We start from the raw sequence: 23,013 nt of genomic DNA, 5'->3' as shown, positions 1-23,013 counted from the left end.
ATTGATTCCTCAAACACCTTTCTTTTGAAGAATTTTACAGGCGGCGAATCGCATCAATCAGAACTTCTGGCGGCTGAACCCCTTCCCAGCGCTGAACCTCACGGCCTCGGTGGAAAAGAATCAAGGTTGGCAGAGCATGAACGTGGTATTGACTCGACAGTTGGGGATAGCGCTCGGAGTCAATTTTGACGACCTCAACAGCCGATTTCAAAACTTGCTTGACCTGCTCTAAAATCGGCGCCATCATGCGGCAAGGACCACACCAGTCGGCATAAAAGTCAACCAAGAGGGGTTTGTCTGTGGTGGCTAGGAGATCGCTGAAGCTACTAAATTGACGTGTGGTCGCCATAGCAAATTCCGATCAGGACTCTAGTTCTCATCATAGACACGGCAGAAGAGAATCGGGGCGAGCAAATCTGAATGCCCGTGAAAAAGGGAGTATTGTTGAGGTTGGGCACTTTTTGTGATTGCTGCTGAATGCTGGTTACTGCCTCTACCTATCGTCCGAGTTGCTGGCTCCTGTTTCGCCGTGTGAGCCAAATTGTGGGGGTGTTGGGGCGCTTTGGGAGTCAACTGCTGTGGGACTATACTTGGCGGCGGCGGAGCGATCGCGCCCAATCTCAACGTGCGCGTTGGCTCGTACAGCAATTATTGGTCTTGGGGCCGACCTTTATTAAAATGGGTCAGTTTCTCTCCACTCGTTTTGATCTTTTGCCCCCGGCATACATTGAAGCGCTAAGAAAGCTACAGGATCAGGTGCCTGCCTTTGACTCGCGACAGGCGATCGCCCTGATTGAGCAGCACTTGGGGCAACCCCTTGCCGATCTCTACGCCACCTTTGATCCCAAACCCCTTGCAGCCGCCAGTCTCGGTCAAGTCCATCGCGCCACACTCCACAGTGGTGAACAGGTTGTTGTCAAGGTGCAACGCCCCCATCTAGAGGCGAAATTGTATCTGGACTATCTGGCCATTGGTGAACTCATTCGCTGGGGCGATCGCTGGCTGCCCTTTCTCCGTCCCTATGCCCTCCACGAAATCTATGAGGAGTTTTTTAGTATTCTGCTGCGGGAAATTGATTACGTTCAAGAGGGGCAAAATGCCGATCGCTTTCGTGCCAACTTTGCCCAAGACCCCCATATTCGCGTCCCCAAGGTCTATTGGACGCATACTTGCCGCTATGTCCTGACGATGGAGTATCTCCCCGGCATTCGCATTGACAATCGCGCCGCCATCGAAGCCTTTGGCTTGAATCCCCAGATGATTAACCAGCGGGGAATTTGTTGCTATCTCAAGCAGTTATTAGTTGATGGCTTTTTCCATGCCGATCCGCATCCGGGGAACTTGGCCGTGACCAAGGAAGGCGATCTCATCTTCTATGACTACGGCATGATGACGGAAGTGCCAGCCCTGAATCAGCAGCAGATGGTACAAACATTTTTTGCGGTGCTGCAAAAGGATAGCGATCGCGTGATTGCTGCCTTGATTGAACTGGGGCTATTGATGCCTGTTACCGATAGAGTCCCCCTACAACGGATTATGCAATTGATTTTAGATCGATTTACCGAACGGCCTGTGGATTTAACCGCGTTTCGGGAGTTGCAACAGGATGTGTATGCCCTTTTTGAGCAGCAACCCTTTCGCCTACCCGCAAAGATGACCTATATTCTCAAGTCCCTCACAACCCTCGATGGGATTGCCCGCAGTTTAGACCCTGAGTACAACCTGAGTGCGGCGGCCCAACCCTTTGTCAAGGAATTCATGCGTCACTCGCGGGGGGGCTGGCGAGAACTGATTCACCAAACCCAAACCCTAATCAACCAGCGATTACAGCAGCCCAGTCGGGTTGAAGTGCGGCTGCAACAGTTAGAGGATCGCTTGGCTTGTGGCGAACTGCAACTGTCGGTGCGCAATCCCACCATGGAGCGGCAACTGCGGCGCATTGAGAGTTTGTTAATTTGTTTAGTTTATTTGGGATTGGCTGGTTTTACCCTTTTGGCGGGGGCGATGTTGTGGTCAGCCAAAGCTTTGGGGGGGGCGATCGCTCTTTTTACAGTAGCAGCACTAGCGGGTTTGGCACTCCTGCGTAGTTGGCTGCGCTTTCTTTGGTTATGCCGCTGGCAATAGGCGGTTAGGAGGATTCCCTGAGGGCGCGGCGAAAGCCCAAGGCAATCAGGATATTGGCCAAGGTTAGAAAAAATTCTGCCCCCCCGTGCAACCCATCCACATTGGCCAAGGTTGTGCCATAGACCTGTTGGGCATAGAGTCCCGCTGGAATGGTGACAGCAACAAACACCAGTGTCCCATAGAAGCCAATGAGGGCTAAACGGGGGGTGTTGGGGTTGCGGGTCATGAAGTACAAGAACCCCAAATAGGGAAACAGCGAGAGGGCAAAAAAGGCATTCGTCAGCATTAGCGGCGTGCCAGCTTCTTGCTCATTTTCCGCAGTCGGATGGATTGGGGCGTTACCTCCACCAGTTCATCGGGGCCAATGTACTCCAGTGCCCGCTCTAGGCTCATTTCCACAGGTGCTTGCAGTTGCACTAGTTCATCCCCCGTTGAGGAGCGGAAGTTGGTGAGTTGTTTGGCTTTGCAGACGTTGATTTCGAGGTCTTGGGGACGGTTATGCTCACCGACAATCATACCCTTATAGACTTTGGTGCCGGGGGTAATGAAAAAGACACCACGATCTTCGGCGTTTTTCAGGGCATAGAAGGTGGCCGTGCCCTCCTCAAAGGCAATTAAGACGCCATTGCGACGGGTGCTGATCTCGCCTGCCAAGGGACGATAGTCCAAAAAGCTGTGGTTCATAATCCCTTCGCCGCGCGTTAGGCGCATAAATTCGCCCCGGAAACCAATGAGACCCCGCGCCGGAATCACAAACTCCAGTTGCGTCCGACCATTGCCCCCCACCTGCATATCCTGCATTTCACCGCGTCGCTGGCCGAGGCGCTCAATACAGCCGCCAACGGCTTCATCGGGAACGTCGAGCACTAAGCATTCGTAGGGTTCGCAGGGCTGACCATTGACTTCACGATAGATCACCTGTGGCTGGGACACTTGGAATTCATAGCCTTCGCGGCGCATCGTTTCAATGAGAATGCCAAGGTGCAATTCACCCCGACCAGAAACGGCAAAGCGATCGGGGGAGTCGGTTTCTTCGACCCGCAGTGCCACGTTGGTTTCCAGTTCCCGAAACAGGCGATCGCGCAATTGCCGCGAGGTCACAAAGGTTCCCTCCTGACCGGCAAAGGGGGAGTCATTGACCGCAAAGGTCATTTGCAGGGTCGGTTCATCCACCTTGATCAGGGGTAGGGCTTGGGGGTTGTTGGGGTCGGTGATGGTTTCGCCAATGTTGGCATCACTAAAGCCCGCGATCGCCACAATATTGCCGGCACTGGCCATGTCCAATTCAATCCGCTTCAGTCCCTCAAAGCCCAAGAGTTTGGTCATCTTTGCCTTGACAATTTGGCCGTTATCCTTGACCAAGGCCGCCTGCTGTCCCACCTGCACGGTGCCGTTGTGAATTTTGCCAATGACAATTCGCCCTAGGTACTCCGAGTAATCCAAGGTGGTCACCTGCAGTTGCAGCGGCGCATCGGGATTGCCCACGGGCGGTGGAATATGGCGGACAATGGCCTCAAAGAGGGGCTGCATATCCTTGCCCTCTTCGTCTAGATCTGTTTTTGCGTAGCCCGCCAAGCCCGAAGCAAAAAGATAGGGAAACTCGCACTGATCATCATCCGCCCCCAGCTCAATAAATAAGTCCAACACCTTATCAATGGCTTTGTAGGGTTCTGCCTGCGGCCGGTCAATTTTATTCACAACCACAATGGGGCGCAGACCTTTTTCCAGGGCTTTTTTCAGGACAAAGCGGGTTTGGGGCATTGGCCCTTCGTTGGCATCGACAATCAGCAGACAACCCTCCACCATGCCAAGGACGCGCTCCACTTCACCGCCAAAATCGGCGTGGCCGGGGGTATCCACAATGTTAATCGTCAAGTCTTTGTAGCGAACCGCTGTATTCTTGGCCAGAATCGTAATGCCACGCTCGCGCTCCAGATCATGGGAGTCCATGACGCACTCAGGAATGTCTTCCCCTTCACGAAAGGTACCCGACTGACGCAGTAGGGCATCCACCAGAGTGGTTTTGCCGTGGTCAACGTGGGCGATAATGGCAACATTACGAATCGGCAGACTCATAGCGACTTCCTGCGGGTTTTGTAATAGAGCGTTGAGGAGCGTAAGAAACCTTTACAATCCTAGCGTAGTTTGGTAAAGGAACTGAGCCATAGGTAGTGAGGTGTTTCCTCATCACTAATTTTGTTGGGGGGTGCCCTCGATGACCGATCGCCTGAGTTGGCTGCAAACCCATACTCCTCTTAGATCGCTTTCTTTGGCAGCATTAGAGGCGATCGCTGCCGCCCTGCGCACAGAATCCATTGCGGCCAATCGTCGCATTGTCCTTGAAGACACACCCGTTACTCATCTGATGATCCTGCGATCGGGAGAGCTGGAAGCCTACCACACCACCCGCGATCGCCCCGCCACTATAACGACCCTGCCACCGGGAACGGTTTTGCACTGGCCAGAACTGGTACTGGAGCAACGGGCACCGCAAACAGTGATTACCCTCACGGACTGTGAATTGTGGACATTGCCCCGCGAGGTGTTTGCCACATTGGCTGATCAATTTCCCGAACTCCGCCAACAGGTGTCGCAGCAGTTGCAAAGTACCCTCAGTGATCTTGCCCACGAGCAGGAGCGGCAGGCAGTCTTGCGCCCCTATCTTGTACCGCGCGTAAAACAGGGAATTGTGGGGAGTAGTCGCTATGCCGTGCGCTTACGCCAAGGGATTAAAGAGGCCGCGAGCGATCGCCAGCCGGTATTGATTTTTGGTGAACCGGGTCTGGAAAAGGACAATATTGCTGCGCTAATTCATTATGGCTCGCGCGATCGTCGCCAACCCCTGATTCGTTTTAACTGTGGCACCCTATCCGCCAATGGGGCAGAACTCTTTGGCAAAGCCACGAAACTAGGTCTCCTTGACTGGGTCGCAGAGGGCACCCTGATCCTCAACAATGTCCATGAATGGCCTGCCCAGCTCTATCCGCAACTGCGCCGCCTTGTGGCCGAACAGACCTATGAACCCGTCGCCGACCCCCCCGTACCCTCCCGCCGCTTTCCGGGGCGATTGATCTTGATTGCCGAAAAGAAAGGCTGCGGTTACCAAAATCTGGTGCACCACCAAATTAAAGTACCCCCACTGCGGGTGACAAAAGCAGATATTGAAGCCTTGGTGAATTACTATATTGCCCTCTACTGCCGGCAACGGGGCATTCCTAAGCCTCAGATTACCCCCGAAGCCCTACGCCGGCTGCAAAGTTATGATTTTCCCGGCAATTTGCGGGAGTTGGCGAGTCTGGTGGAGCGTGCCCTTGTGCAAGCAGACGGGGCGGAGTTACTCACTGAAGAAGTCTTTTGGCCGGAGCGATCGCGCCAACGGCGATTTCGTTGGAACCTACTCAATGCCTATCCCCAATTGCGTGCTTTTCTACGCAGTCCGTGGTGGCCCGATCGCCTCAACTATGGCCTGACCCTTTGGCTTTTTCCGCTGATTGTCGCCATTGGCCTCTGGGGACCCCAAGATCGCCCAGACAACTTTACCCTGAACCTCTTCTGGGCGTGGTGGTGGCCGGTCTCATTGCTGATCTTTCCCTTCTTGGGGCGCATTTGGTGTGCGGTCTGCCCCTTTATGATTTACGGCGAAGTCCTGCAAAGGCTATCCCTCAAGATTTGGCCGCGCAAGCTGCGCCCTTGGCCGCGTCAACTGGCGGAACGCTGGGGGGGCTGGGTGCTCTTTGGCCTCTTTGCCGTGATTCTCCTGTGGGAAGAATTGTGGGATTTACCCAATACGGCCTATCTCTCCAGTTGGCTACTGATCTTGATTACAGCGGGAGCCGTGATTTTTTCTCAGCTCTATGAACGTCGCTTTTGGTGTCGCTATCTCTGCCCCATTGGTGGCATGAATGGCCTCTTTGGCAAACTCTCCATTCTTGAATTGCGGGCACAGCAGGGGGTGTGCGCTGCCAGTTGCCAGACCTACCAATGCTACAAAGGGGGGCCCGCCCTTGGGGAAGGTCAAGAAACGGGGGGCTGTCCCGTCTATTCCCATCCGGCTCAACTAACGGATAACCGCAATTGCGTTTTGTGTATGACCTGTCTCAAGGCTTGCCCGCATCGCTCGGTGGAAGTGAATCTGCGTCCGCCGGCTATTGATCTCTGGACCAGTCATGAGGCCACGGCGGCTGAAGTTTGCCTGCTGTTTTTGCTCTTGGGGGCGGTGGTATTGCACCGTTTACCGCTGCTTCTGGCATGGCTGGGACTTGCAGAGGCCAATTTGGGCGTGCAGGCGATGATTGCGGTGGTGGCGCTAGCTCTGCCGGGACTCTTGGCATGGGGTTGGCATCAGATACACCGACAAGGCTCGGTTCCCTTTGTGCGCTTGGCCTACGGGTATCTGCCTTTGGTGCTGGGTGCCAATTTGGCCTATTATTTGCCCCTTGGTCTAGGGGAGGCGGGTCAGTTGTTGCCCGTAACCTTTGCAACCTTTGGCCTCGATGGCACGAGTTTGCCCAGTTGGCAAGCCCATCCAGCAGTGATCGGGTTCCTGCAAACGACCACACTTGTCGTCAGTACCCTTGCCAGTTTGCTCCTCAGTCAAAAGATTGCGCGATCGCCCCTACGACAGATGTGGCACCCTTGGCTAGGCATTCTCGCTCTCGCTTGGGGAATTGCCTATTTACTTTGATGGGCTGGGCTGGATTCGCAAAACTTCATCAAAGGCGTGGCGTGTCAAAGAACAGCAGCTTAGTGATTAAGCCAGCAGCCAGCACTAGCAGCGTCACCAAGAATCCCCACAAACGAGCATCGGTTCCATCCTGCCGTTTGACAATTTGCTGCAATGTGGTCTCTACTGTGTCAATGCGCTGCCCCAATTGTGTCTCTACGGCACTAATACGCTGCGACAATTGCGCCTCTACGGCATTGATGCGCTGTTCCAGCTTGGCCTCAACGGCATTGATACGCTGCTCTAGCTTGGCCTCAACAGCATTGATACGCTGCTCTAGCTTCGCCTCAACAGCATCAATTTTGTCCTCAAGTCGTTGGAACCTCTCGCCACTGGTGGCAATGTGAATATCTAGCTTTTTCTCTATAGCCTGAAGACTGGCCTGCATCCCTTGGATGGCATCCAACACTTGACTCCATTCAGATCGCGTTACAGGTTCACTCATGCTTTTTTATCTCTATGGGCCGGGCTGGATTCGAACCAGCGTAGGCGTAGCCAACGGATTTACAGTCCGCCCCCATTAACCACTCGGGCACCGACCCTTTCATCGCGATTTCTTAATATACCACATCAGGGGGGAGACTTGAGCTTCCCGTTTTGAGAAAACCATTCCCTACTCGTCGAGGGTGTAGCTTTGCAGGTTTTCTAGGGGTTGCACTTTGAGGAGACGTTCGGCGCGGCGAATCTCGCTGTCGCTACCTTGAATTAGGATCAGGTATTTGCCCCGCTGCAATCGCTTTTCAAAGGGGATGCCCGACTTACCCGTAATCACCACTTGCAGACCACCACCTACGGTGAGACTACCGAGAGCGCCAGCGATCGCCCCAAAGATGCCCCCCAAAAGACTATTGTTGAGGCGATCCAGCATCGGCAGAATGTCAATTTGAGTCGCTTGGTTAAAGGTAAAACCGGCAAAGAAGCCAAAGGGAACAAGCCAGATCAACATCCGTTGCATTTGCTGGCGTGCCACTTGAAAGGGATCGGTAAGTCCCAACTCTGACCACTGTTTGTAGCCTCGACCCAAAAGGGCGACCTTTGCCATGGGGAAGCCGTCCTTTTCCAGCTGGGTATAAACGGCCTCGGCTTGGAGGCGATCGCCCAATGTCGCTACCAAGTAATTTTTCATAGCGATAGGATGAAGAAAATCTCTTGCTTGCTTGCAAAGCTATGCTGCCCCTATTGTCCCACTTTCGCCGCACCTTTGCTGATCTGGGTCTGATTGTCGTAGCCAGTGCCATCGCCAGCACGGTGGTGATTGGGATTCGCGAAATGGGTTGGCTCCAACCCCTGGAATTGGGTGCCTACGATCGCCTGATGCAATTGCGCCCTATGCCCGGCCCCGATCCGCGACTCTTGGTGGTGGCAGTCACCGAAGCCGATATTCAACGTTACCGCTCCCTATCGCTGCCGGATCAGATCTATGCCCAAGCTCTAAAACAACTCCTCAAACATCAGCCCCGTGCCATTGGTCTTGATATTTACCGCGATTTTGCTGTACCGCCGGGACATGAGGAATTAAACCGCCTTTGGTTAAGTTCCGATCGCCTGTTTGCGGTCACGAAACTAGGGGATGCCACTCACCCAACCATTCGTCCGTCGGCGGCCCTCAGTGCCGATCAGGTGGGATTTAATGATGTCACTGTGGATGCCGGTGGCATTGTCCGTCGCAGCTTGTTATTTTTGCCGGACGATCAGGGGAATACGCTGTACTCTTTCTCCTTGCGGCTGGCGCTGCGGTACTTAGCCGATGGGGGGATTGAGCCACGGGGCAGTGATGCCGATCCCAATGTAATGCAGTTGGGGCAGAGTATTTTCACACCCCTGCAACCCAATGACGGCGGTTATGTGGGTGCCGATACGGCGGGCTATCAAATTATGCTCAACTATCGCGGTGATCAGCGGGCAGTGACTTGGGTACCTTTGGAGGATGTGCTCAATGGGCGGGTTGCTCCTGCATTGATTCGCGATCGCGTGGTTCTCATTGGCAACATTGCCGAAAGTGGCAAAGACTTTTTCTATACCCCCTTTAGTTCCGGCCTGCGGGACAATCAGCGCATGGCAGGGGTGTTTATCCACGCCCAAATGGTGGGGCAATTCATTGATGCGGGTTTGGGCGATCGCGCGGTTATATGGTTTTGGCCCAACAGTGTCGAGAACGTTTGGATTGTTCTTTGGGCATTGATTGGTGCCATCCTTGCTTGGCGCGTGCGCCATCCCTTGGCTCTAGCAACGGCAGTGGGCACGGCTCTCCTCATCCTACTGCTGGCCTGTTATGGGTTGTTTTTGAAATTGGGCTGGGTGCCCCTTGTACCGCCAGCATTGACCCTCCTCCTTGGCAGTGGCGGAGTCGTCACCTACACTGCACAACAAGCCCAACAGCAACGGCAAATGGTGATGCGCCTCCTTGGCCAAAATATCTCGCCGGAAATTGCCGCTGCCATGTGGGAACGGCGGGATGAACTCCTCAAGGATGGTAAGTTGCCCGGCCAACGCCTGATTGCCACACTGCTTTTTACTGACTTGAAGGGGTTTAGCACCATTTCTGAAGGTATGGAACCGGAGGAACTCTTTAACTGGCTCAATGCCTATCTCGAAAAAGTGGCGGATGTGGTACAAAGCTACCACGGCGTGATTAATAAGTTCACCGGTGACGGCATTATGGCCGTGTTTGGCGTGCCCATTAAACGAACCAGCCGCGAAGGAATTGCCATTGATGCCCGCAATGCCGTGGATTGTGCCTTGGCCTTGGGACAACTACTAGAGGAACTGAATCGTGAATGGGCGGCTCAAGGGTTACCGCAGGTGATGATGCGGGCGGGGATCTACACAGGTCCGATTGTGGTCGGCAGTCTCGGTAGTAAAAATCGCCTCGAGTACGGTGTGATTGGCGACAGTGTGAATACCGCCTCGCGCCTTGAGAGTGTGGACAAGCACCGCCAGCCTAGCCCCTGTCGGATTTTAGTGGCACAGGAAACGCTGGAGTATCTCGGCGATCGCTACGAGGTCGAGGCATGGGGACCGTTGGAACTCAAGGGCAAAGAGCGCAAAATTCAGGTCTTTCGCATTCTCGGCGTCCGCGAAGGGCTGGCGATCGCCCCCAATCAGCCCACCGCCATTGAAGTGGAGATCTAACGTCCGGGAATCAGGGAACTGCTGAGCCGTTGGATGGCACGGCCAGCAATATCGCGATAGCGCAACTCACCACAGAGGACTTGACCGAGCCGCTGGGTAGCGGAGGGGCGTTTCATGGCAAGGTGGTAGCCGACCTTCGGCATGCGATGGAAGAGTGCTGCGAGGCGTTGCGCCCACACTAAATCCGCTCCCCATTCCTCCTGCAATCTTTTGCTGTAGGTGGCCAAGGCATCCACTTCGCCAGCAAGAGCTGCGTCAATGGCTTCAGCAGCCCGCATGCCACTGTAGAGAGCAGGACGAACTCCCTCAGCCGAAAAGGGATCTACCAGACCAGCGGCTTCACCCGCAAGGAGGGCATGGTGGGTATGGAGTGGTTGCTGACCCTCCCATACCCGCAGGGGATGGTATTGAATGGCAGCGTCGGCCAACTGCAGCCCATGGGCAGCGCAATACTGTCGCAAAATCGGTTCCCAATTGGGGCGATCGCTGCCCCGCACAACGGCAACCCCAACGGTTCGCTGGTTCCCCTTCGGAAAACTCCAGAGGTAACCATTTTTCACGAGGCCAAATTCAAAATGCGCCGCGCGATCCCCCCCTAGATTGGGGATGGTCATCACCGCCGCAGTGCGCACCACTTTGGGCTTAAACCCCAGCCACTGAGCCACTTGACTATTGGCACCATCGGCAGCAATGAGATACCGCCCACCATAGGTCGTGGTTGCCGTGTGGATCTGCCAGCGATCTGCTTGGAACGTAATCCCAGTAACCTCGGTCTGATCTGTAACAACCGCACCCCTTTGTTGTGCCTGCTGCAACAGGTACTGATCAAACACCGTGCGATCAACAATCCAGATGGGTTCGGGAATGCTTAACTCGGCTTCAATGGCATCACTGAGCTGCCAACTGTAGCGCACAGTGCGGGTGGTATCGGCAATGGCGGGCTGAAAATCAAAATCAAACCACTGGGCAATGGCGGGTGAAACCCCTCCAGTGCAGGGCTTTGAGCGGGGCAAGGCCAATTTTTCTAGAACTAAAACCTGACGTCCGCGGCAAGCGAGATGATAGGCGGCTGACCCGCCAGCAGCACCCCCACCCACCACAATACAGTCGTAGATTGCCTGCATACGGTTACTCACGGGAGGCAAAAGCGCCCCCACGATAGCGGTTTCCGCAGGGGGTAGCAACCCCCAATTCTAGCGATCGCCAGTGTGTTCCAGCTGCCGCGATGGGCAAGGAACCGTGCCGTAGCTACAGAAGACACAACAGTCCCCCGCCTTGGGTTTGAGGTGGGCATGACATTGGGGACACTCCCAGAACACGACACAGGCATCGCTGGGCATCCATTCCGCTTGCTCCGTGTGACAATGGGGACAGACTAGGGTGCTGGAAAACACAACTGACGGTTGACTCATCTTCCTCAGCAGAGACTCAAAGGGTAATGACTTGATCGAGTCCGCTGCCTGCAAGGCTAGCATAAAAATGCGGAAAGCAGCCACACACTACCCCTTCAACCATCCCCTTGGCTTTGACAGAACCGGTGCCACATTCGTCAAATGTTCCTTCGGCCAAACCACGGCGCACCGCACACTGATCACAGGCCATGAGTAAAATCCCCTGTTCCTTGGCAATGCGGGCTAAGCGCTCACCAACGGGATCCCCTAAACGCAAACAAAAGAGGTTATCATCAAAAAACATCATACCCACCACTTCAGCGCCATGATCGCCCCGCTCCAGCTGCGGTAAAACCATCGTTGCCAGCTTAAAGGTGCTGGCCATGTCAGTGGCAAAAATATAGGCAACTTTCATAGAACCATTCCTTTTGATTCAGCCAGCAAAAGCACATTAACTTTGGGCTTGGGAGCGCCGCCGCCGACAGCGCTCAGAACAGTACTTCACCTCCTCCCAGCAATTCGCCCATTTTTTGCGCCATTGGAAGGGCCGGCCACAGACCAGACAAATTTTGCTGGGAAGGTTTTCTTTGCGCCGTTGCTTGGCCATGATTGGGGGTTATGCGTCAGTGACACAGGCGGCCAACTGGGTCAGCAGGGTTGGATGATCCAAATTTTGGCCAATGAGAACCAGTTGATTTTTGCGATCGCCTTTCCATTCCTCATCATCGAGGCTAAAGCGTTTACCACTGAGGTGAAAGACGTGGCGGCGGGGACTTTCCTTAAACCAAAGGATGCCCTTGGCACGAAAGACGGATTCCGGTAGCTGGTGATCCAGAAAATACTGGAATTTGCGCAGTTCAAAGGGGCGATCGCTCTGGAAGGAAACGGAGGTAAAGCCATCCTCTTCAAGGTGGTTGGAGGTCTGATGGGGGTGAGGATGATCATGATCGCAATGGTCATCACACTCATGATGATGGTGGTGACCGTGGTCGTGATGGTGGTGCTCATGGTCGTGTTCTGAATGCTGGGGCGCTGCCTCAGGCTGGAAGTAGCGATCGCTCTCAAACAGCCCCACACTCAAAATCAAGGGCAGGGGCACTTGCGCCTTCACCGTACGAATGATCCGCGCTCCCTCCCGCATTTCGTGAATTCGCCGTTCTAACTCCTGCAAGCGTTCCTCAGTCACCAGATCTGCTTTGTTGAGGAGAATAATGTCACCGTAGGCAATTTGGCTTTGGGCAGCGCTGCTATTGAAAAGATCAAGACTAAAATTCTCCGCATCCACCACCGTAATAATTGAATCCAAACGGGTGAGATCCCGCAGCTCAGTTCCCAAAAAGGTCAGAGCCACCGGCAGTGGATCCGCCAAGCCCGTTGTTTCCACGACTAAATAGTCCACCTTGTCAGGACGTTCGAGAACCCGATAAACTGCATTCACCAAGTCATTGTTAATCGTGCAGCAGATACAGCCATTGGTGAGCTCCACCATGCCCTCATCTTGGGTCACCAATAGCTCATTATCAATACCAATTTCCCCAAATTCATTGACAAGGACGGCGGTCTTCAGTCCCTGTTGATTGGTCAGAATATGATTGAGGAGTGTGGTTTTACCACTACCGAGAAACCCTGTAATGATAGTTACCGGTAGGCCGTGCTTCATTGCCTCCATTTTGGCAGTTGTAGGCAGGGAAGAAGTCGTCATAGGCAGGATGTTAAGAGCGAGAATTATTCTCAAATTATAGCCGCTGCACCTCGCTCAAGGGGTGAGCGATCGCTGTAGGCTAGAAACAAGACCCGATTGCCACCAACAGCCGTTACCGTGGGTAGGACAATGTCCAAAACGCTCCTGCATGTCTCCCCATGTCAAGCAAAATAGGGTAACCTGTTGAGGCCTAACGATTAAGTTGAATATGTCGAACCAGCCGTTGCAACGCCGCACTAAAATTGTCGCCACCATTGGTCCAGCGGTTAGCCATCCCGATAAACTGCGCGCCATTATCCAAGCGGGAGCGACTACCCTGCGCCTGAATTTTTCCCATGGTACCCACGACGATCACCAGCGCAGCATTCGCCTGATTCGCCAAATTTCCTATGAGTTGGGGCAACCCGTGGGCATTTTGCAGGACTTGCAAGGCCCCAAAATTCGCCTCGGGCGGTTTGAACAGGGCGCCATTTCCCTCAAACGGGGCGATCGCTTTACCCTCACCAGTCGCTCCGTCATGGGCAACCAGCACATTAGCTCGATTACCTATCCCCCCTTGGCTCAGGAGGTTCCCGCCGGCGCCACGATTTTGCTGGATGATGGCCGCGTGGAAATGGTCGTTGAAGAAGTGGATAAGGAGGCGGGTGAACTCCACTGCCGAGTGGTTGTTGGCGGCACGCTCTCGAATGCCAAGGGCGTGAACTTTCCAGGGGTTTACCTCTCCATTAAGGCCCTGACAGAGAAAGATCGTGAAGATCTGATGTTTGGCCTCAATCAAGGGGTAGATTGGGTGGCCCTCAGCTTTGTTCGCAATCCCCAAGATGTACTGGAGATCAAAGAACTGATTGCCAATGCGGGCAAGCAGGTGCCGGTGATTGCCAAAATCGAAAAGCACGAGGCGATCGAGCAAATGGATGCCATCCTCTCCCTCTGCGATGGTGTCATGGTGGCACGGGGAGATTTGGGGGTGGAACTGCCCGCCGAAGAGGTGCCGATTCTGCAAAAACGGCTGATTGCTGCCGCCAACCGCTTGGGCATTCCCGTGATTACGGCCACACAAATGCTGGACAGCATGGTGAAAAGCCCCCGCCCTACCCGTGCCGAGATTTCCGATGTCGCCAATGCTATTCTCGATGGCACCGATGCCGTGATGCTCTCCAATGAAACGGCCATGGGGGAATACCCCGTCGAGGCAGTGAAGATGATGGCGACGATCGCGGCGCGCATTGACAACCAACCCCAACTGCGGCAACCGCCTGTTGTCGATGCTGTGGCGGTACGTTCCATTCCCAATGCCATTAGCCAAGCGGTGGGACAAGTAGCAGCTCAACTCAAAGCCAAGGCCATCATCACCCAAACAAAAACAGGGGCAACCGCCCGCAATGTCTCCAAGTTTCGTCCCCAAATTCCGATTTTGGCGGCAACGCCCCATATCGAGGTGGCACGGCGCTTGCAGTTAGTCTGGGGGGTAGAACCACTGCTGACTCTGGATCATCCCTCGATGCGGCAGTCGTTTCAGGCAGCCATTAATGCGGCACAGGAGCGGGGCTTCCTAGAGGAAGGGGATCTAGTGGTGATGACCGCTGGCACGCTGCAAGGGGTCTCTGGCTCCACGGATATGATCAAGGTGGAACTCGTCACCTCGGTGATGGGACGCGGCTGTGGCATTGGTCATGGGTCGGTGAGTGGCCCGGCGCGGGTGGTGCACGCAGGAATGCCAGTTCGCACGTTTAATAGTGGCGAAATTTTGGTGGCCGAGCGCACCAGTGCTGAATTGGTGGAAGCCATTCGCAAAGCGGCAGGCATTATTACCGAAGAGGATAGCCTGACGAGCCACGCGGCGGTCTTGGGGTTGCGCTTGGGCATTCCAGTGATTGTCGGGGTCAAAAATGCCACCCGCCTGATCCGCGAGGGCACGATTCTCACTATGGATGTGGAACGGGGCTTGGTCTATTCCGGTGCGCGCAATGGTGTCGAGCGATCGCCCGAGTAGGAGTGGAACAGGCAATGATTTTTTTTCAGGCCAACACCTATCTCACGGATTTGGTGACGCGGACGCTCCAAGCGACATGGCAACACTTTCCTTGGCTGGGACAAGAGGACATTGCCCTGACCTTATTGGTGTATCCACCCCCCATTCCCGTGAATACGGGCGGAGCGCTGACCGCAGCAGAATTTTGGCGGTATTCGATTCCCGGCGCCCATTATCGCGGCGATGTACCGATGTACCCGGCCAGTGTGGTGAAGTTGTTTTATCTGGTGGCCTGTCATGAGTGGCTCCACAGCGGTATGCTTCAGCCGGATGCGGAATTAGCACGCGCCCTGCGGGATATGATTGTGGACTCCAGCAATGATGCCACGAGCCTCGTGGTGGATATGCTCACGGGGACGACCAGTGGCCCGGTGCTGCCACCGGAACCTTTTCGCACATGGCAATACCAGCGCAATATCGTCAATCGCTATTTTCAATCCTTAGGGTGGCCAGAGCTAACTAATATCAACGTGAATCAAAAAACGTGGTGTGATGGCCCCTATGGACGAGAGCAGGAATTTGTCGGGCGCGATCGCCAGAATGCTAATCGTCTGACCACTGATGCCACGGCTAAGTTAATCCACAGTATTGTGGGCGGTGTTGCCGTGTCTGCTAGCGCCAGTCAAGCGATGATGGAACTGATGGAGCGTTCCCTCGATCCAGAGCTTTTGGCCGAGGATCCAGAAAACCAAGTACAGGGCTTTTTGGGGGAAGGGCTACCTCCGGGGGCAAAGTTGTGGTCAAAGGCGGGACTCACCAGTTGGGTGCGCCACGATGCGGCCTATATTGAACTCCCCAATCATTGCCCCTATACCTTGGTGGTCTTTATTGAGAATCGCACTGCCAGTATGAATACAGAGGTTTTGCCCTTTATTTCCCGTCAAATTGCCAGTGGTATTCCGACCCTAGAGGGCACCGGAGTACTGTAGGCCACTGACAACCCCGGCCGCCAAAAGGTGACCAAAGCTGGTGGTAGCCAGCAATTCGGGCAGACCAAAGCCTTCAAAGAGGGCGGGCAAGGAAACGGGTAAACCGGGGCCTTTTCCCCGTGATTGAATGGCATAGCGGCCAATGGCGATCGCAAACAGGTTGCAGAGGATCACCACCAAACCCACAGACGGCGTCCAAGTGGTATCGGGGAGCGTGGCTAACACCATGGTTCCTCCTAAATGGGTACAATTGCCCATGAATTATACGGAACGGCCTGATCGCCCACCGCTAGTTCTTTACAAAATGGTGCATCTCGTTACAAATGCTTAACTCAACTGTCCCTGTCAAAATTGCTGTCAAAATTTGTGGCTTGACTCTACCCGAACAGGCGATCGCGATCGCCCAAATGGGCGTCAGTGCTTTGGGGTTTATTACCGTGCCCCATTCCCCCCGCTATGTCCCGGCAGCAACCATTGCCGAGATCTGTCGCCAGTTGCCGCCCTCAGTACTGACTGTTGCCGTGGTTGCCAATCTCGATTTAGCAGCATTAGCCCATTTAGTCACAACCACAGGGGTACAGGCACTGCAGCTTCATGGCAGCGAATCGCCCGAGTTTTGCCAACAGGTACGCCATGCCTTCCCTAATATTGTGTTGATCAAAGCCCTGCGGGTGCGATCGGCAGCCAGCCTCGCCGAGATTCCCGCCTACGCCCCGATTGTGGATCGCATTCTCCTAGATGCCTATCACCCGCAGCAGTTGGGGGGCACGGGGCAGCCCTTTGACTGGACATTGCTGAAAGACTTAGCCATTCCTTGCCCTTGGTGGCTGGCGGGGGGCATCACGCCGGAAAATTGCCGTCAAGCGATCGCCCAAACCCAACCCCAAGGGATTGACCTAGCCAGTGGTGTGGAAAGCCAACCGGGGATCAAGGATTTAGGGCGCGTAGCAGCATTGCTGAGCAACCTAGGGATAAATGCAAATCATTCCCTGCACCCTGAGGGCACCCGTTTCTAGCCGCAACTCTTGGATGGCCACCCCCTCACCCAAATCAATGGCCACCGTGGGATGAGGGTCACCTTCCCCTTGCCAATGCACCTTTTCTAAGCAGAGGGTTCGCTCATCCTGCAAGCGCACCTGGGTCATCAAATGCCAATCCGCCTGCTCCCCTTGGGCATTCACCATCGAGAACACCAGTTTGAGGCACCCAGCACCCAATTCTGCCTGCGTATGCCGCAATTGCCACTCCTGCAGATTGACCCCTGCTTTGCCCAAGCCGCGCTGATCGAGCAATTTCAGCAGTTCCCGTAGGCTGGATTGCAGGAGCGGCGCCCCCAAAGAGGCGTCGAGATCGGCTTGGCTGAGAATTAGTTCCCCGCGCACCGGCACTGGTGCCAAGAGTTTTAGGGGTTTGCCTCGCAACACTTGCCCTAGATTAATCTGAATCTGTTCCGCTTGGACGGCTGCTTGGCGCAATTGAATACCGCGATAACTGGCGCTAGCTGCGGCAACGCGCACGTGGGGTAAGTATCCCCGCAAAATCTGGCGATCGCCCCCTTGAATTTGAATTTCCAAGCCTGTTGCCTGCTCCAACTGCGCAGATAACCACCAGTGCAACGCCGGTTGCAAGACCCGGGGAATTAGTCCGCGTTCAGAAGCGGCACCAAACGCCTCAGCCATTTCTGGGGACGTTAACGACATACGTACTCCTCACACACTTTTTGGGTGATACCTAGGCCAACCTATGGGGCTAGTTCGCTGATTTTAACGAAACTGGACGTAGGTTGGGTCTGGTCAGAGGCAACTTTCCTAATTTGCTAGAACTGGGGTAGTGGAAATGCGATGAGAGGCTGCTCAGCCATGCTGACGATCGCCCTACAACCGGTGCTGGAACTAACCGATGAGCAGTTTGCCGCAATTTGCCGCCAAAACCCTGATCTGCGGCTGGAGCGATCGCCCCGTGGAGAACTAATCATTATGCCCCCCACAGGTGGAGAAACTGGCAGGCGTCATCTTCAAATAGCTGTTCAACTGTACCTCTGGAATCAGCAATCCCGATTGGGCGTTGCCTTTGACTCCTCGACGGGATTTAAGCTGCCCAACGGCGCCATTCGCAGTCCCGATGTTGCTTGGATTCGAGGCGATCGCTGGCACGCCTTGACCCCCGAACAACGGCAAGGATTTGTACCGCTTTGTCCCGATTTTGTAATTGAGCTGCGCGCTGCCAGTGATGATCTGCGGCCACTCGAAGCCAAAATGCGCGAATATCTGGACAATGGTCTGCACCTGGGCTGGCTGATTGACCCGCAAAATCAACGGGTAGAAATCTACCGTTCTCAAATGCCCCCTGAAGTCGCGATCGCCCCTCGGCACCTCTTTGGGGAAGACCTGCTCCCCGGATTCGTGCTGGATTTAACGGAGATTCTTCCCTAGGAAGAGAGGGCAACCAATAGTTGGGGATCAACCTTGAGGCGGATAGCTAAGGTTTGTAGGTGCCGCCGATCGCCCTCGCTGAGGTGCGTGCCCTTCTGCCGCAGTTCACCCATCAGGGTATAAAGCTGTTCCTGTGCCCGATCCAGATTCAGGTTCAAACCTAAGGCATCGCCAATGGTGATCAAGTCCTGCAGCAGGGGACTCAACTGGCTAAGGGTGTCACTGTCGAGGTGGTGGGCAAGATAACGCAATCCAGTGCTAATTTGCTGCTCAAGGAGTCGCTGTTGCTCTTGAAGGCTAAGGTGACAACCCAACAACCGTGCTTCACGGGCGATCGCCATCAATTCTGCCAAATGGTTTTGCAGATCCGCCAAGGGCAAATCACTGAGATCGCTCAGGTCTTGCTCTAAACTCCGCAAATGGCTAATGGCACGATGGGTCAACGCCACCGCTGCCGCGACTTGCAATTCTTGGGGCACACTCAGGCCATCCCGCTGAAACCCCATCAGGATGCCGTAGTTATCGCGATAAACTTGGGTATAAAGCTGATCCAAGCGCGTAAGGGTTTCCCGCGCCAGCACCCCCATGAGACGGTGTCGTTCCTCAGCAAAGAGATCATCCAAGCTGTAGGCTACCCCCCCAAAGCGTTCCGTAATTGCCATCACCACCCGTGCTGCACTCCCCTGTTGGAAGGCTTGCAGGAGATGGGTCTTGATCTGGCTATATTCCCGCCGCCCTTGGAAGGGTTGAATCGCACAGTGGAAATCCCAGCCCCCCAAGTGCAAGACAGCAAAGATCAGCAGTTGGGACTCGGTTGTCATCGTCGAGGTGAGTTGAATCTGGCCGATCGCCAAGGTCAGGCTGCCCATGCGTTGGAGATGATAATCCCCCTGCTCAATCTCATAGCAGTACAGTTGATGTTGGCGGGGGTAGCTATTAAAGAGGGAACTCATGGCATAGTGGGCGGCCACCTGCTGCAAGCTAATTTGAGCCGTTTTCACCAACTGGTGATAGACCGTTGCCCCATCGCCAAACTGCGGCACATTACTGGGGGCAGCGGCCAGACGCTCAATAAACTCGGGTTCCAACTGCACCCCTGCCACATCTGCCGCGAGTTCGATCGCCCGTGCCGCATAGCGGAGGATTTGCACCCCCTCAGGCCGCGAGAGTTCATCAAAAAACCAGCCACAACTGGTAAACATGAGCAGGGCATGGTGCTGCATCTCCAGCAAGCGCAGGGCATCAATTTGCTCGCTTTGACTCAGGGGGCGGCGTTGGTGTTGTGCCAAAAAACGATGCAGAGTCTCCGGCGAGCGATCGCCCAGCACCTGAATATAGGCATCGCGGGCTGCCCAAACATCCTGAAATAGCTCACTGCCCAAGGTTTCATAAATTTCAATTAGCTCATCCCGCAACCAGTTCAGTGCCTCCCGCAAGGGGCGTCGCCACCGTTGATGCCACTCACCGCCCCCACCGCAACCACAATTGTCCTGCCAGCGATCCACACCATGGGCACAGCTCCACGCCGTGACGGGTTTGAGTTCCACCTCCCATGTGGGCGGGAACAGGCTGAGGTAGTAGGCAAAGTTAGTGATCTGCCAGCCCCGCTGTGGAAATTCCACTTTAAAGGCATAGGCGAGGGCTTTTTCACCGCCATACTTGTGATGGCCAAAGGTTTCCCCATCAGTGGCAACGGCAATGATTTGACTGGGGCGATGATCACCGCGCACGGCCTGTCCCAACCGCCCCGCTAGAAATTGCGAGCTAGTGAGCAGATCGCTAAAGCCCATGTCCCGCGAAATGGGGCCGTCGTAGAAGAAGATATCCAAGTAATCCCGCTGGCGATCGCCCCCCGGCAAATAGCAGCGATAGGGACGGGTCGGATCAATTTGGCTGCCACTGACTTCAATCCACTCGCTTTCACCGTCGGCAAGAATGGGACGACAGCGTTGGGCTTGGGAAGGCGCCAAAATCGTAAAGCGAATCCCCTCCTCAATCAGGGCGGCTACGGTGTCATAGTCAATGGCCGTTTCTGCCAGCCACATCCCCTCCGGTTCGCGGCCAAACCGCCGCCGAAAGTCCGCCTTGCCCCAACGAATTTGCGTGAGTTTATCGCGGTAGTTGGCCAAGGGCAAAATCATGTGGTTATACACTTGGGCGATCGCGTTGCCGTGGCCATTGAAGCGCTGACAACTGTGGCGATCAGCCTCAATAATGCGCTGATAGACCTCAAGATCGTAGCGTTCGAGCCAACTAAAGAGCGTCGGGCCGATATTAAAGCTGAGGTATTCAAAGTTATTGACAATACCAATGACCTCACCGCGATCGTTGAGAATCCGCGCAAAGGCATTGGGGCGATAGCACTCGTAGTAAATACGCTCATTCCAATCGTGGAACGGCTGGGCACTGGGTTGGTGTTCAATGGCATTGAGGTAGGGATTTTCGCGGGGGGGCTGATAGAAATGGCCATGGATGGTTACGTACACCCCAAGGGCTTGCAGTTGATCAGCAGCAGGGGAAAACACGGTCGGCGTTACATCTGTTGGATTCAGCATGCAGATCAACCACAAGACAACACATTCACTTTCCTTGATCATCGGCGATCGCCCCAAGGGCTAGGCCGCCTGTGACGAAACTTTAAGCTCCGCAAGATTCAGTTACGCTAGGGTACCACCAAGACCGGACAGGGCGCCAAATTAATCACGCGGTTGCTGACACTTTCTTGAAACCCCTCTGGGGTCAGACCCGTTCCCCGGCAACCCATAATAATCAAACTGGCATTGATCTCATCGGCCACATCACAGATCACAAAGGCAGGTTTGCCGCGCCGCAGCAGTGTTTCCGCCACAATCGCGTGTTGGGCAAAGGCTTCCTTCACTCGATTCAAAAATTCCGCGATCGCCGCCTCTAGCTCCGCATCGGGTTCTGGGGTTTCCTCCACCGAGAGCAGAAACAACTGACTCTGAAACAGTTTCACCATCTCAACCACAGTGGGCATGGCTTCTTGGGTATCACGGCTACGGTCAATGGGAAAAAGAATGGTTTTGAACATAGAGTTCACCTCATTGGAGTCAAGTGGAAGGGCACGCCCTTGGGTAGAATGAGGGTCAGGTGAGGGTTCTGTAACGGGTCACTCCATCGCTGGCTGGGATTGTTATGCCCCTAGTACCATCATCCATGTTTTAACGCATTTAGGAGGCTCTAGCGTGTCTAAAAAATCCGTGGCACAGTTATCGGCTGCCGACTTAGAAGGAAAGCGTGTCCTCGTGCGGGTGGATTTTAACGTTCCTGTCGATGAGAATGGTGTCATCACCGATGATACCCGCATCCGCGCCGCACTGCCGACGATTCAAGACCTGATCAGCAAAGGTGCCAAGGTGATTCTTGTCAGCCACTTTGGCCGTCCCAAGGGTGTGGATGATAAACTGCGCCTCACTCCTGTGGCTCAGCGGCTCTCGGAACTGCTCCACAAACCCGTGGCCAAGCTCGATGACTGCATTGGTGATGCCGTGGTGGCCCATACCCAAGCAATGGCCAATGGGGATGTCTGTCTCCTCGAGAATGTGCGCTTCCATCCGGGGGAAGAAAAAAATGATCCTGAATTTGCCAAGCAACTAGCGGCCTGTGCAGAAGTCTATGTCAATGATGCTTTTGGCACTGCGCACCGCGCCCATGCCTCAACTGCTGGGGTGACGCAATACCTCAGTCCCTGTGTGGCGGGCTTTTTGATTGAGAAAGAACTGGAATATCTCCAAAACGCCATTGAGCATCCCCGCCGTCCCTTGGCTGCGATTGTGGGGGGATCTAAGGTCTCTTCTAAGATTGGTGTGATTGAAGCCCTTTTAGAAAAAGTGGATAAATTGCTGATCGGCGGCGGCATGATCTTCACCTTCTACAAAGCGCGGGGTCTCAATGTGGGCAAATCCTTGGTGGAAGAAGACAAGTTGGAGCTAGCCAAACACCTCGCAGCCAAAGCCCAAGAAAAAGGGGTGGAGTTGCTCTTGCCCACAGATGTCGTGGTGGCGGATAACTTTGCCGCCGATGCCAATAGTCAAGTGGTCAGTATCGAAGCGATTCCCGATGGCTGGATGGGTCTGGATATTGGGCCTGCTTCGGTCAAACTCTTCCAAGAGGCGCTCAAGGATTGCAAAACAGTGATCTGGAATGGCCCAATGGGGGTGTTTGAGTTTGATCAATTTGCCAAGGGCACGGAGGCGATCGCTCGCTGTTTGGCTGACCTCACCAGTGAGGGCGTCTCGACGATTATTGGTGGTGGCGATTCTGTGGCAGCGGTTGAAAAAGTGGGCGTTGCCGATCGCATGAGTCACATCTCCACGGGCGGGGGGGCGAGCCTTGAACTCCTCGAAGGCAAAGAACTTCCTGGTATTGCCGCCTTGGATGATGCCTAGGGGATAGATCATCGCCAATACGCTGTGATCAAATCCTCCGAATCCAAGCATTAAATTCATGAAATTTGTGAATGCCCCATCGTCTCAGCCATGGGGCTTTTTTGTTCTCTGGGGCGATATTCAGACCTTGGGACACCGT

General features: G+C 54.6%; 22 protein-coding genes and 1 tRNA gene. 8 read left to right on the top strand and 15 right to left on the bottom strand.

Going from position 1 to position 23,013, the window contains the following annotated elements; all coding sequences use genetic code 11:
* Positions 1 to 34 precede the first annotated feature (34 nt).
* Positions 35 to 349, bottom strand: a complete 315-nt coding sequence (gene trxA / locus RHI63_RS08925) for a thioredoxin (RefSeq protein ID WP_149818701.1) — start codon at positions 347 to 349, stop codon at positions 35 to 37.
* A gap of 128 nt (positions 350 to 477) precedes the next feature.
* On the opposite strand from trxA, the gene RHI63_RS08920 reads away from it, so the two are divergent.
* The gene (locus tag RHI63_RS08920) at positions 478 to 2,124 is read left to right on the top strand and encodes an AarF/ABC1/UbiB kinase family protein (protein ID WP_206199867.1); all 1,647 of its coding nucleotides are present in this window, start codon (positions 478 to 480) and stop codon (positions 2,122 to 2,124) included.
* A 4-nt stretch (positions 2,125 to 2,128) separates the two neighbouring features.
* Here the strand turns inward: RHI63_RS08920 and RHI63_RS08915 are convergent, their stop codons facing one another.
* Both RHI63_RS08915 and typA read right to left on the bottom strand, forming a co-directional pair.
* On the bottom strand, positions 2,129 to 2,410 hold the full coding sequence (locus tag RHI63_RS08915) for a DUF3593 domain-containing protein (RefSeq protein WP_149818699.1): 282 nt from the start codon (positions 2,408 to 2,410) through the stop codon (positions 2,129 to 2,131).
* Complete coding sequence (typA, locus tag RHI63_RS08910; RefSeq protein WP_206199866.1) at positions 2,410 to 4,200, bottom strand: translational GTPase TypA; 1,791 nt, start codon at positions 4,198 to 4,200, stop codon at positions 2,410 to 2,412. Before typA ends, RHI63_RS08915 begins: the two co-directional genes overlap by 1 nt.
* A gap of 139 nt (positions 4,201 to 4,339) precedes the next feature.
* Between typA and RHI63_RS08905 the strand changes: the two genes are divergently transcribed.
* The gene (locus RHI63_RS08905) at positions 4,340 to 6,808 is read left to right on the top strand and encodes a cyclic nucleotide-binding domain-containing protein (RefSeq protein WP_302678098.1); all 2,469 of its coding nucleotides are present in this window, start codon (positions 4,340 to 4,342) and stop codon (positions 6,806 to 6,808) included.
* 28 nt (positions 6,809 to 6,836) lie between these two features.
* Here the strand turns inward: RHI63_RS08905 and RHI63_RS08900 are convergent, their stop codons facing one another.
* The 3 genes from RHI63_RS08900 to RHI63_RS08890 all read right to left on the bottom strand — a co-directional run bounded on the left by RHI63_RS08900 (position 6,837) and on the right by RHI63_RS08890 (position 7,973).
* Positions 6,837 to 7,292 (bottom strand): hypothetical protein, encoded by a 456-nt coding sequence (locus RHI63_RS08900; protein WP_206199864.1) that lies wholly within the window; start codon positions 7,290 to 7,292, stop codon positions 6,837 to 6,839.
* Positions 7,293 to 7,307: 15 nt separating this feature from the next.
* Positions 7,308 to 7,389, bottom strand: a tRNA-Tyr gene (locus RHI63_RS08895).
* A 71-nt stretch (positions 7,390 to 7,460) separates the two neighbouring features.
* On the bottom strand, positions 7,461 to 7,973 hold the full coding sequence (locus tag RHI63_RS08890; RefSeq protein WP_206199863.1) for a hypothetical protein: 513 nt from the start codon (positions 7,971 to 7,973) through the stop codon (positions 7,461 to 7,463).
* 41 nt (positions 7,974 to 8,014) lie between these two features.
* On the opposite strand from RHI63_RS08890, the gene RHI63_RS08885 reads away from it, so the two are divergent.
* The gene (locus RHI63_RS08885) at positions 8,015 to 9,979 is read left to right on the top strand and encodes an adenylate/guanylate cyclase domain-containing protein (RefSeq protein WP_310821499.1); all 1,965 of its coding nucleotides are present in this window, start codon (positions 8,015 to 8,017) and stop codon (positions 9,977 to 9,979) included.
* Here RHI63_RS08885 and RHI63_RS08880 read toward each other — a convergent pair.
* From RHI63_RS08880 to RHI63_RS08860, 5 genes are read right to left on the bottom strand one after another with little or no spacing between them, the layout of a single operon-like run.
* Positions 9,976 to 11,115 (bottom strand): geranylgeranyl reductase family protein, encoded by a 1,140-nt coding sequence (locus tag RHI63_RS08880; protein ID WP_310828258.1) that lies wholly within the window; start codon positions 11,113 to 11,115, stop codon positions 9,976 to 9,978. The two genes, RHI63_RS08885 and RHI63_RS08880, sit on opposite strands and share 4 nt — an antisense overlap.
* A gap of 57 nt (positions 11,116 to 11,172) precedes the next feature.
* Positions 11,173 to 11,391 (bottom strand): GDCCVxC domain-containing (seleno)protein, encoded by a 219-nt coding sequence (locus tag RHI63_RS08875; protein WP_206199861.1) that lies wholly within the window; start codon positions 11,389 to 11,391, stop codon positions 11,173 to 11,175.
* A 16-nt stretch (positions 11,392 to 11,407) separates the two neighbouring features.
* Complete coding sequence (locus tag RHI63_RS08870) at positions 11,408 to 11,785, bottom strand: SaoD/DsrE family protein (RefSeq protein WP_310821498.1); 378 nt, start codon at positions 11,783 to 11,785, stop codon at positions 11,408 to 11,410.
* Positions 11,786 to 11,821: 36 nt separating this feature from the next.
* Positions 11,822 to 11,977 (bottom strand): DUF2256 domain-containing protein, encoded by a 156-nt coding sequence (locus tag RHI63_RS08865; RefSeq protein WP_206199860.1) that lies wholly within the window; start codon positions 11,975 to 11,977, stop codon positions 11,822 to 11,824.
* Between the two features lie 9 nt (positions 11,978 to 11,986).
* Positions 11,987 to 13,072 (bottom strand): GTP-binding protein, encoded by a 1,086-nt coding sequence (locus RHI63_RS08860; RefSeq protein WP_206199859.1) that lies wholly within the window; start codon positions 13,070 to 13,072, stop codon positions 11,987 to 11,989.
* Positions 13,073 to 13,280: 208 nt separating this feature from the next.
* On the opposite strand from RHI63_RS08860, the gene pyk reads away from it, so the two are divergent.
* Together pyk and RHI63_RS08850 are read left to right on the top strand one after the other, a co-directional pair.
* Positions 13,281 to 15,065, top strand: coding sequence for a pyruvate kinase (gene pyk, locus RHI63_RS08855; protein WP_302678094.1), 1,785 nt, complete (start codon positions 13,281 to 13,283; stop codon positions 15,063 to 15,065).
* A 14-nt stretch (positions 15,066 to 15,079) separates the two neighbouring features.
* Positions 15,080 to 16,033: a serine hydrolase gene (locus tag RHI63_RS08850; RefSeq protein ID WP_206199857.1), complete on the top strand. Its 954-nt coding sequence runs from the start codon at positions 15,080 to 15,082 to the stop codon at positions 16,031 to 16,033.
* Here the strand turns inward: RHI63_RS08850 and psaK are convergent.
* Positions 16,010 to 16,261 (bottom strand): photosystem I reaction center subunit PsaK, encoded by a 252-nt coding sequence (psaK, locus tag RHI63_RS08845; protein WP_225901542.1) that lies wholly within the window; start codon positions 16,259 to 16,261, stop codon positions 16,010 to 16,012. The genes RHI63_RS08850 and psaK overlap by 24 nt on opposite strands.
* A gap of 95 nt (positions 16,262 to 16,356) precedes the next feature.
* Here psaK and RHI63_RS08840 point away from each other — a divergent pair, with 95 nt between their 5' ends.
* The gene (locus tag RHI63_RS08840; RefSeq protein ID WP_206199855.1) at positions 16,357 to 17,049 is read left to right on the top strand and encodes a phosphoribosylanthranilate isomerase; all 693 of its coding nucleotides are present in this window, start codon (positions 16,357 to 16,359) and stop codon (positions 17,047 to 17,049) included.
* Here the strand turns inward: RHI63_RS08840 and RHI63_RS08835 are convergent.
* Positions 16,999 to 17,733, bottom strand: a complete 735-nt coding sequence (locus RHI63_RS08835) for a DUF2993 domain-containing protein (protein WP_310438196.1) — start codon at positions 17,731 to 17,733, stop codon at positions 16,999 to 17,001. The two genes, RHI63_RS08840 and RHI63_RS08835, sit on opposite strands and share 51 nt — an antisense overlap.
* Before the next feature lie 141 nt (positions 17,734 to 17,874).
* Between RHI63_RS08835 and RHI63_RS08830 the strand changes: the two genes are divergently transcribed.
* Positions 17,875 to 18,465, top strand: a complete 591-nt coding sequence (locus RHI63_RS08830; RefSeq protein ID WP_310800807.1) for a Uma2 family endonuclease — start codon at positions 17,875 to 17,877, stop codon at positions 18,463 to 18,465.
* On the opposite strand, the gene RHI63_RS08825 is transcribed toward RHI63_RS08830, so the two are convergent.
* Both RHI63_RS08825 and RHI63_RS08820 read right to left on the bottom strand, forming a co-directional pair.
* Entirely contained in the window at positions 18,462 to 21,020 is a 2,559-nt protein-coding gene (locus RHI63_RS08825; RefSeq protein ID WP_310821497.1) for a DUF3536 domain-containing protein, read from the bottom strand. The genes RHI63_RS08830 and RHI63_RS08825 overlap by 4 nt on opposite strands.
* 107 nt (positions 21,021 to 21,127) lie before the next feature.
* The gene (locus RHI63_RS08820) at positions 21,128 to 21,517 is read right to left on the bottom strand and encodes a universal stress protein (protein ID WP_206199852.1); all 390 of its coding nucleotides are present in this window, start codon (positions 21,515 to 21,517) and stop codon (positions 21,128 to 21,130) included.
* A gap of 154 nt (positions 21,518 to 21,671) precedes the next feature.
* Between RHI63_RS08820 and RHI63_RS08815 the strand changes: the two genes are divergently transcribed.
* Positions 21,672 to 22,874, top strand: a complete 1,203-nt coding sequence (locus RHI63_RS08815) for a phosphoglycerate kinase (RefSeq protein WP_302678089.1) — start codon at positions 21,672 to 21,674, stop codon at positions 22,872 to 22,874.
* Positions 22,875 to 23,013 lie beyond the last annotated feature (139 nt).

The sequence above is a fragment of the Thermosynechococcus sp. GLH187 genome (genome assembly GCF_031583395.1).
Classification (GTDB): domain Bacteria; phylum Cyanobacteriota; class Cyanobacteriia; order Thermosynechococcales; family Thermosynechococcaceae; genus Thermosynechococcus.
The sequence above is the reverse complement of the archived record's forward strand: the minus strand, read 5'-3'. Positions and strand labels throughout refer to the sequence as shown.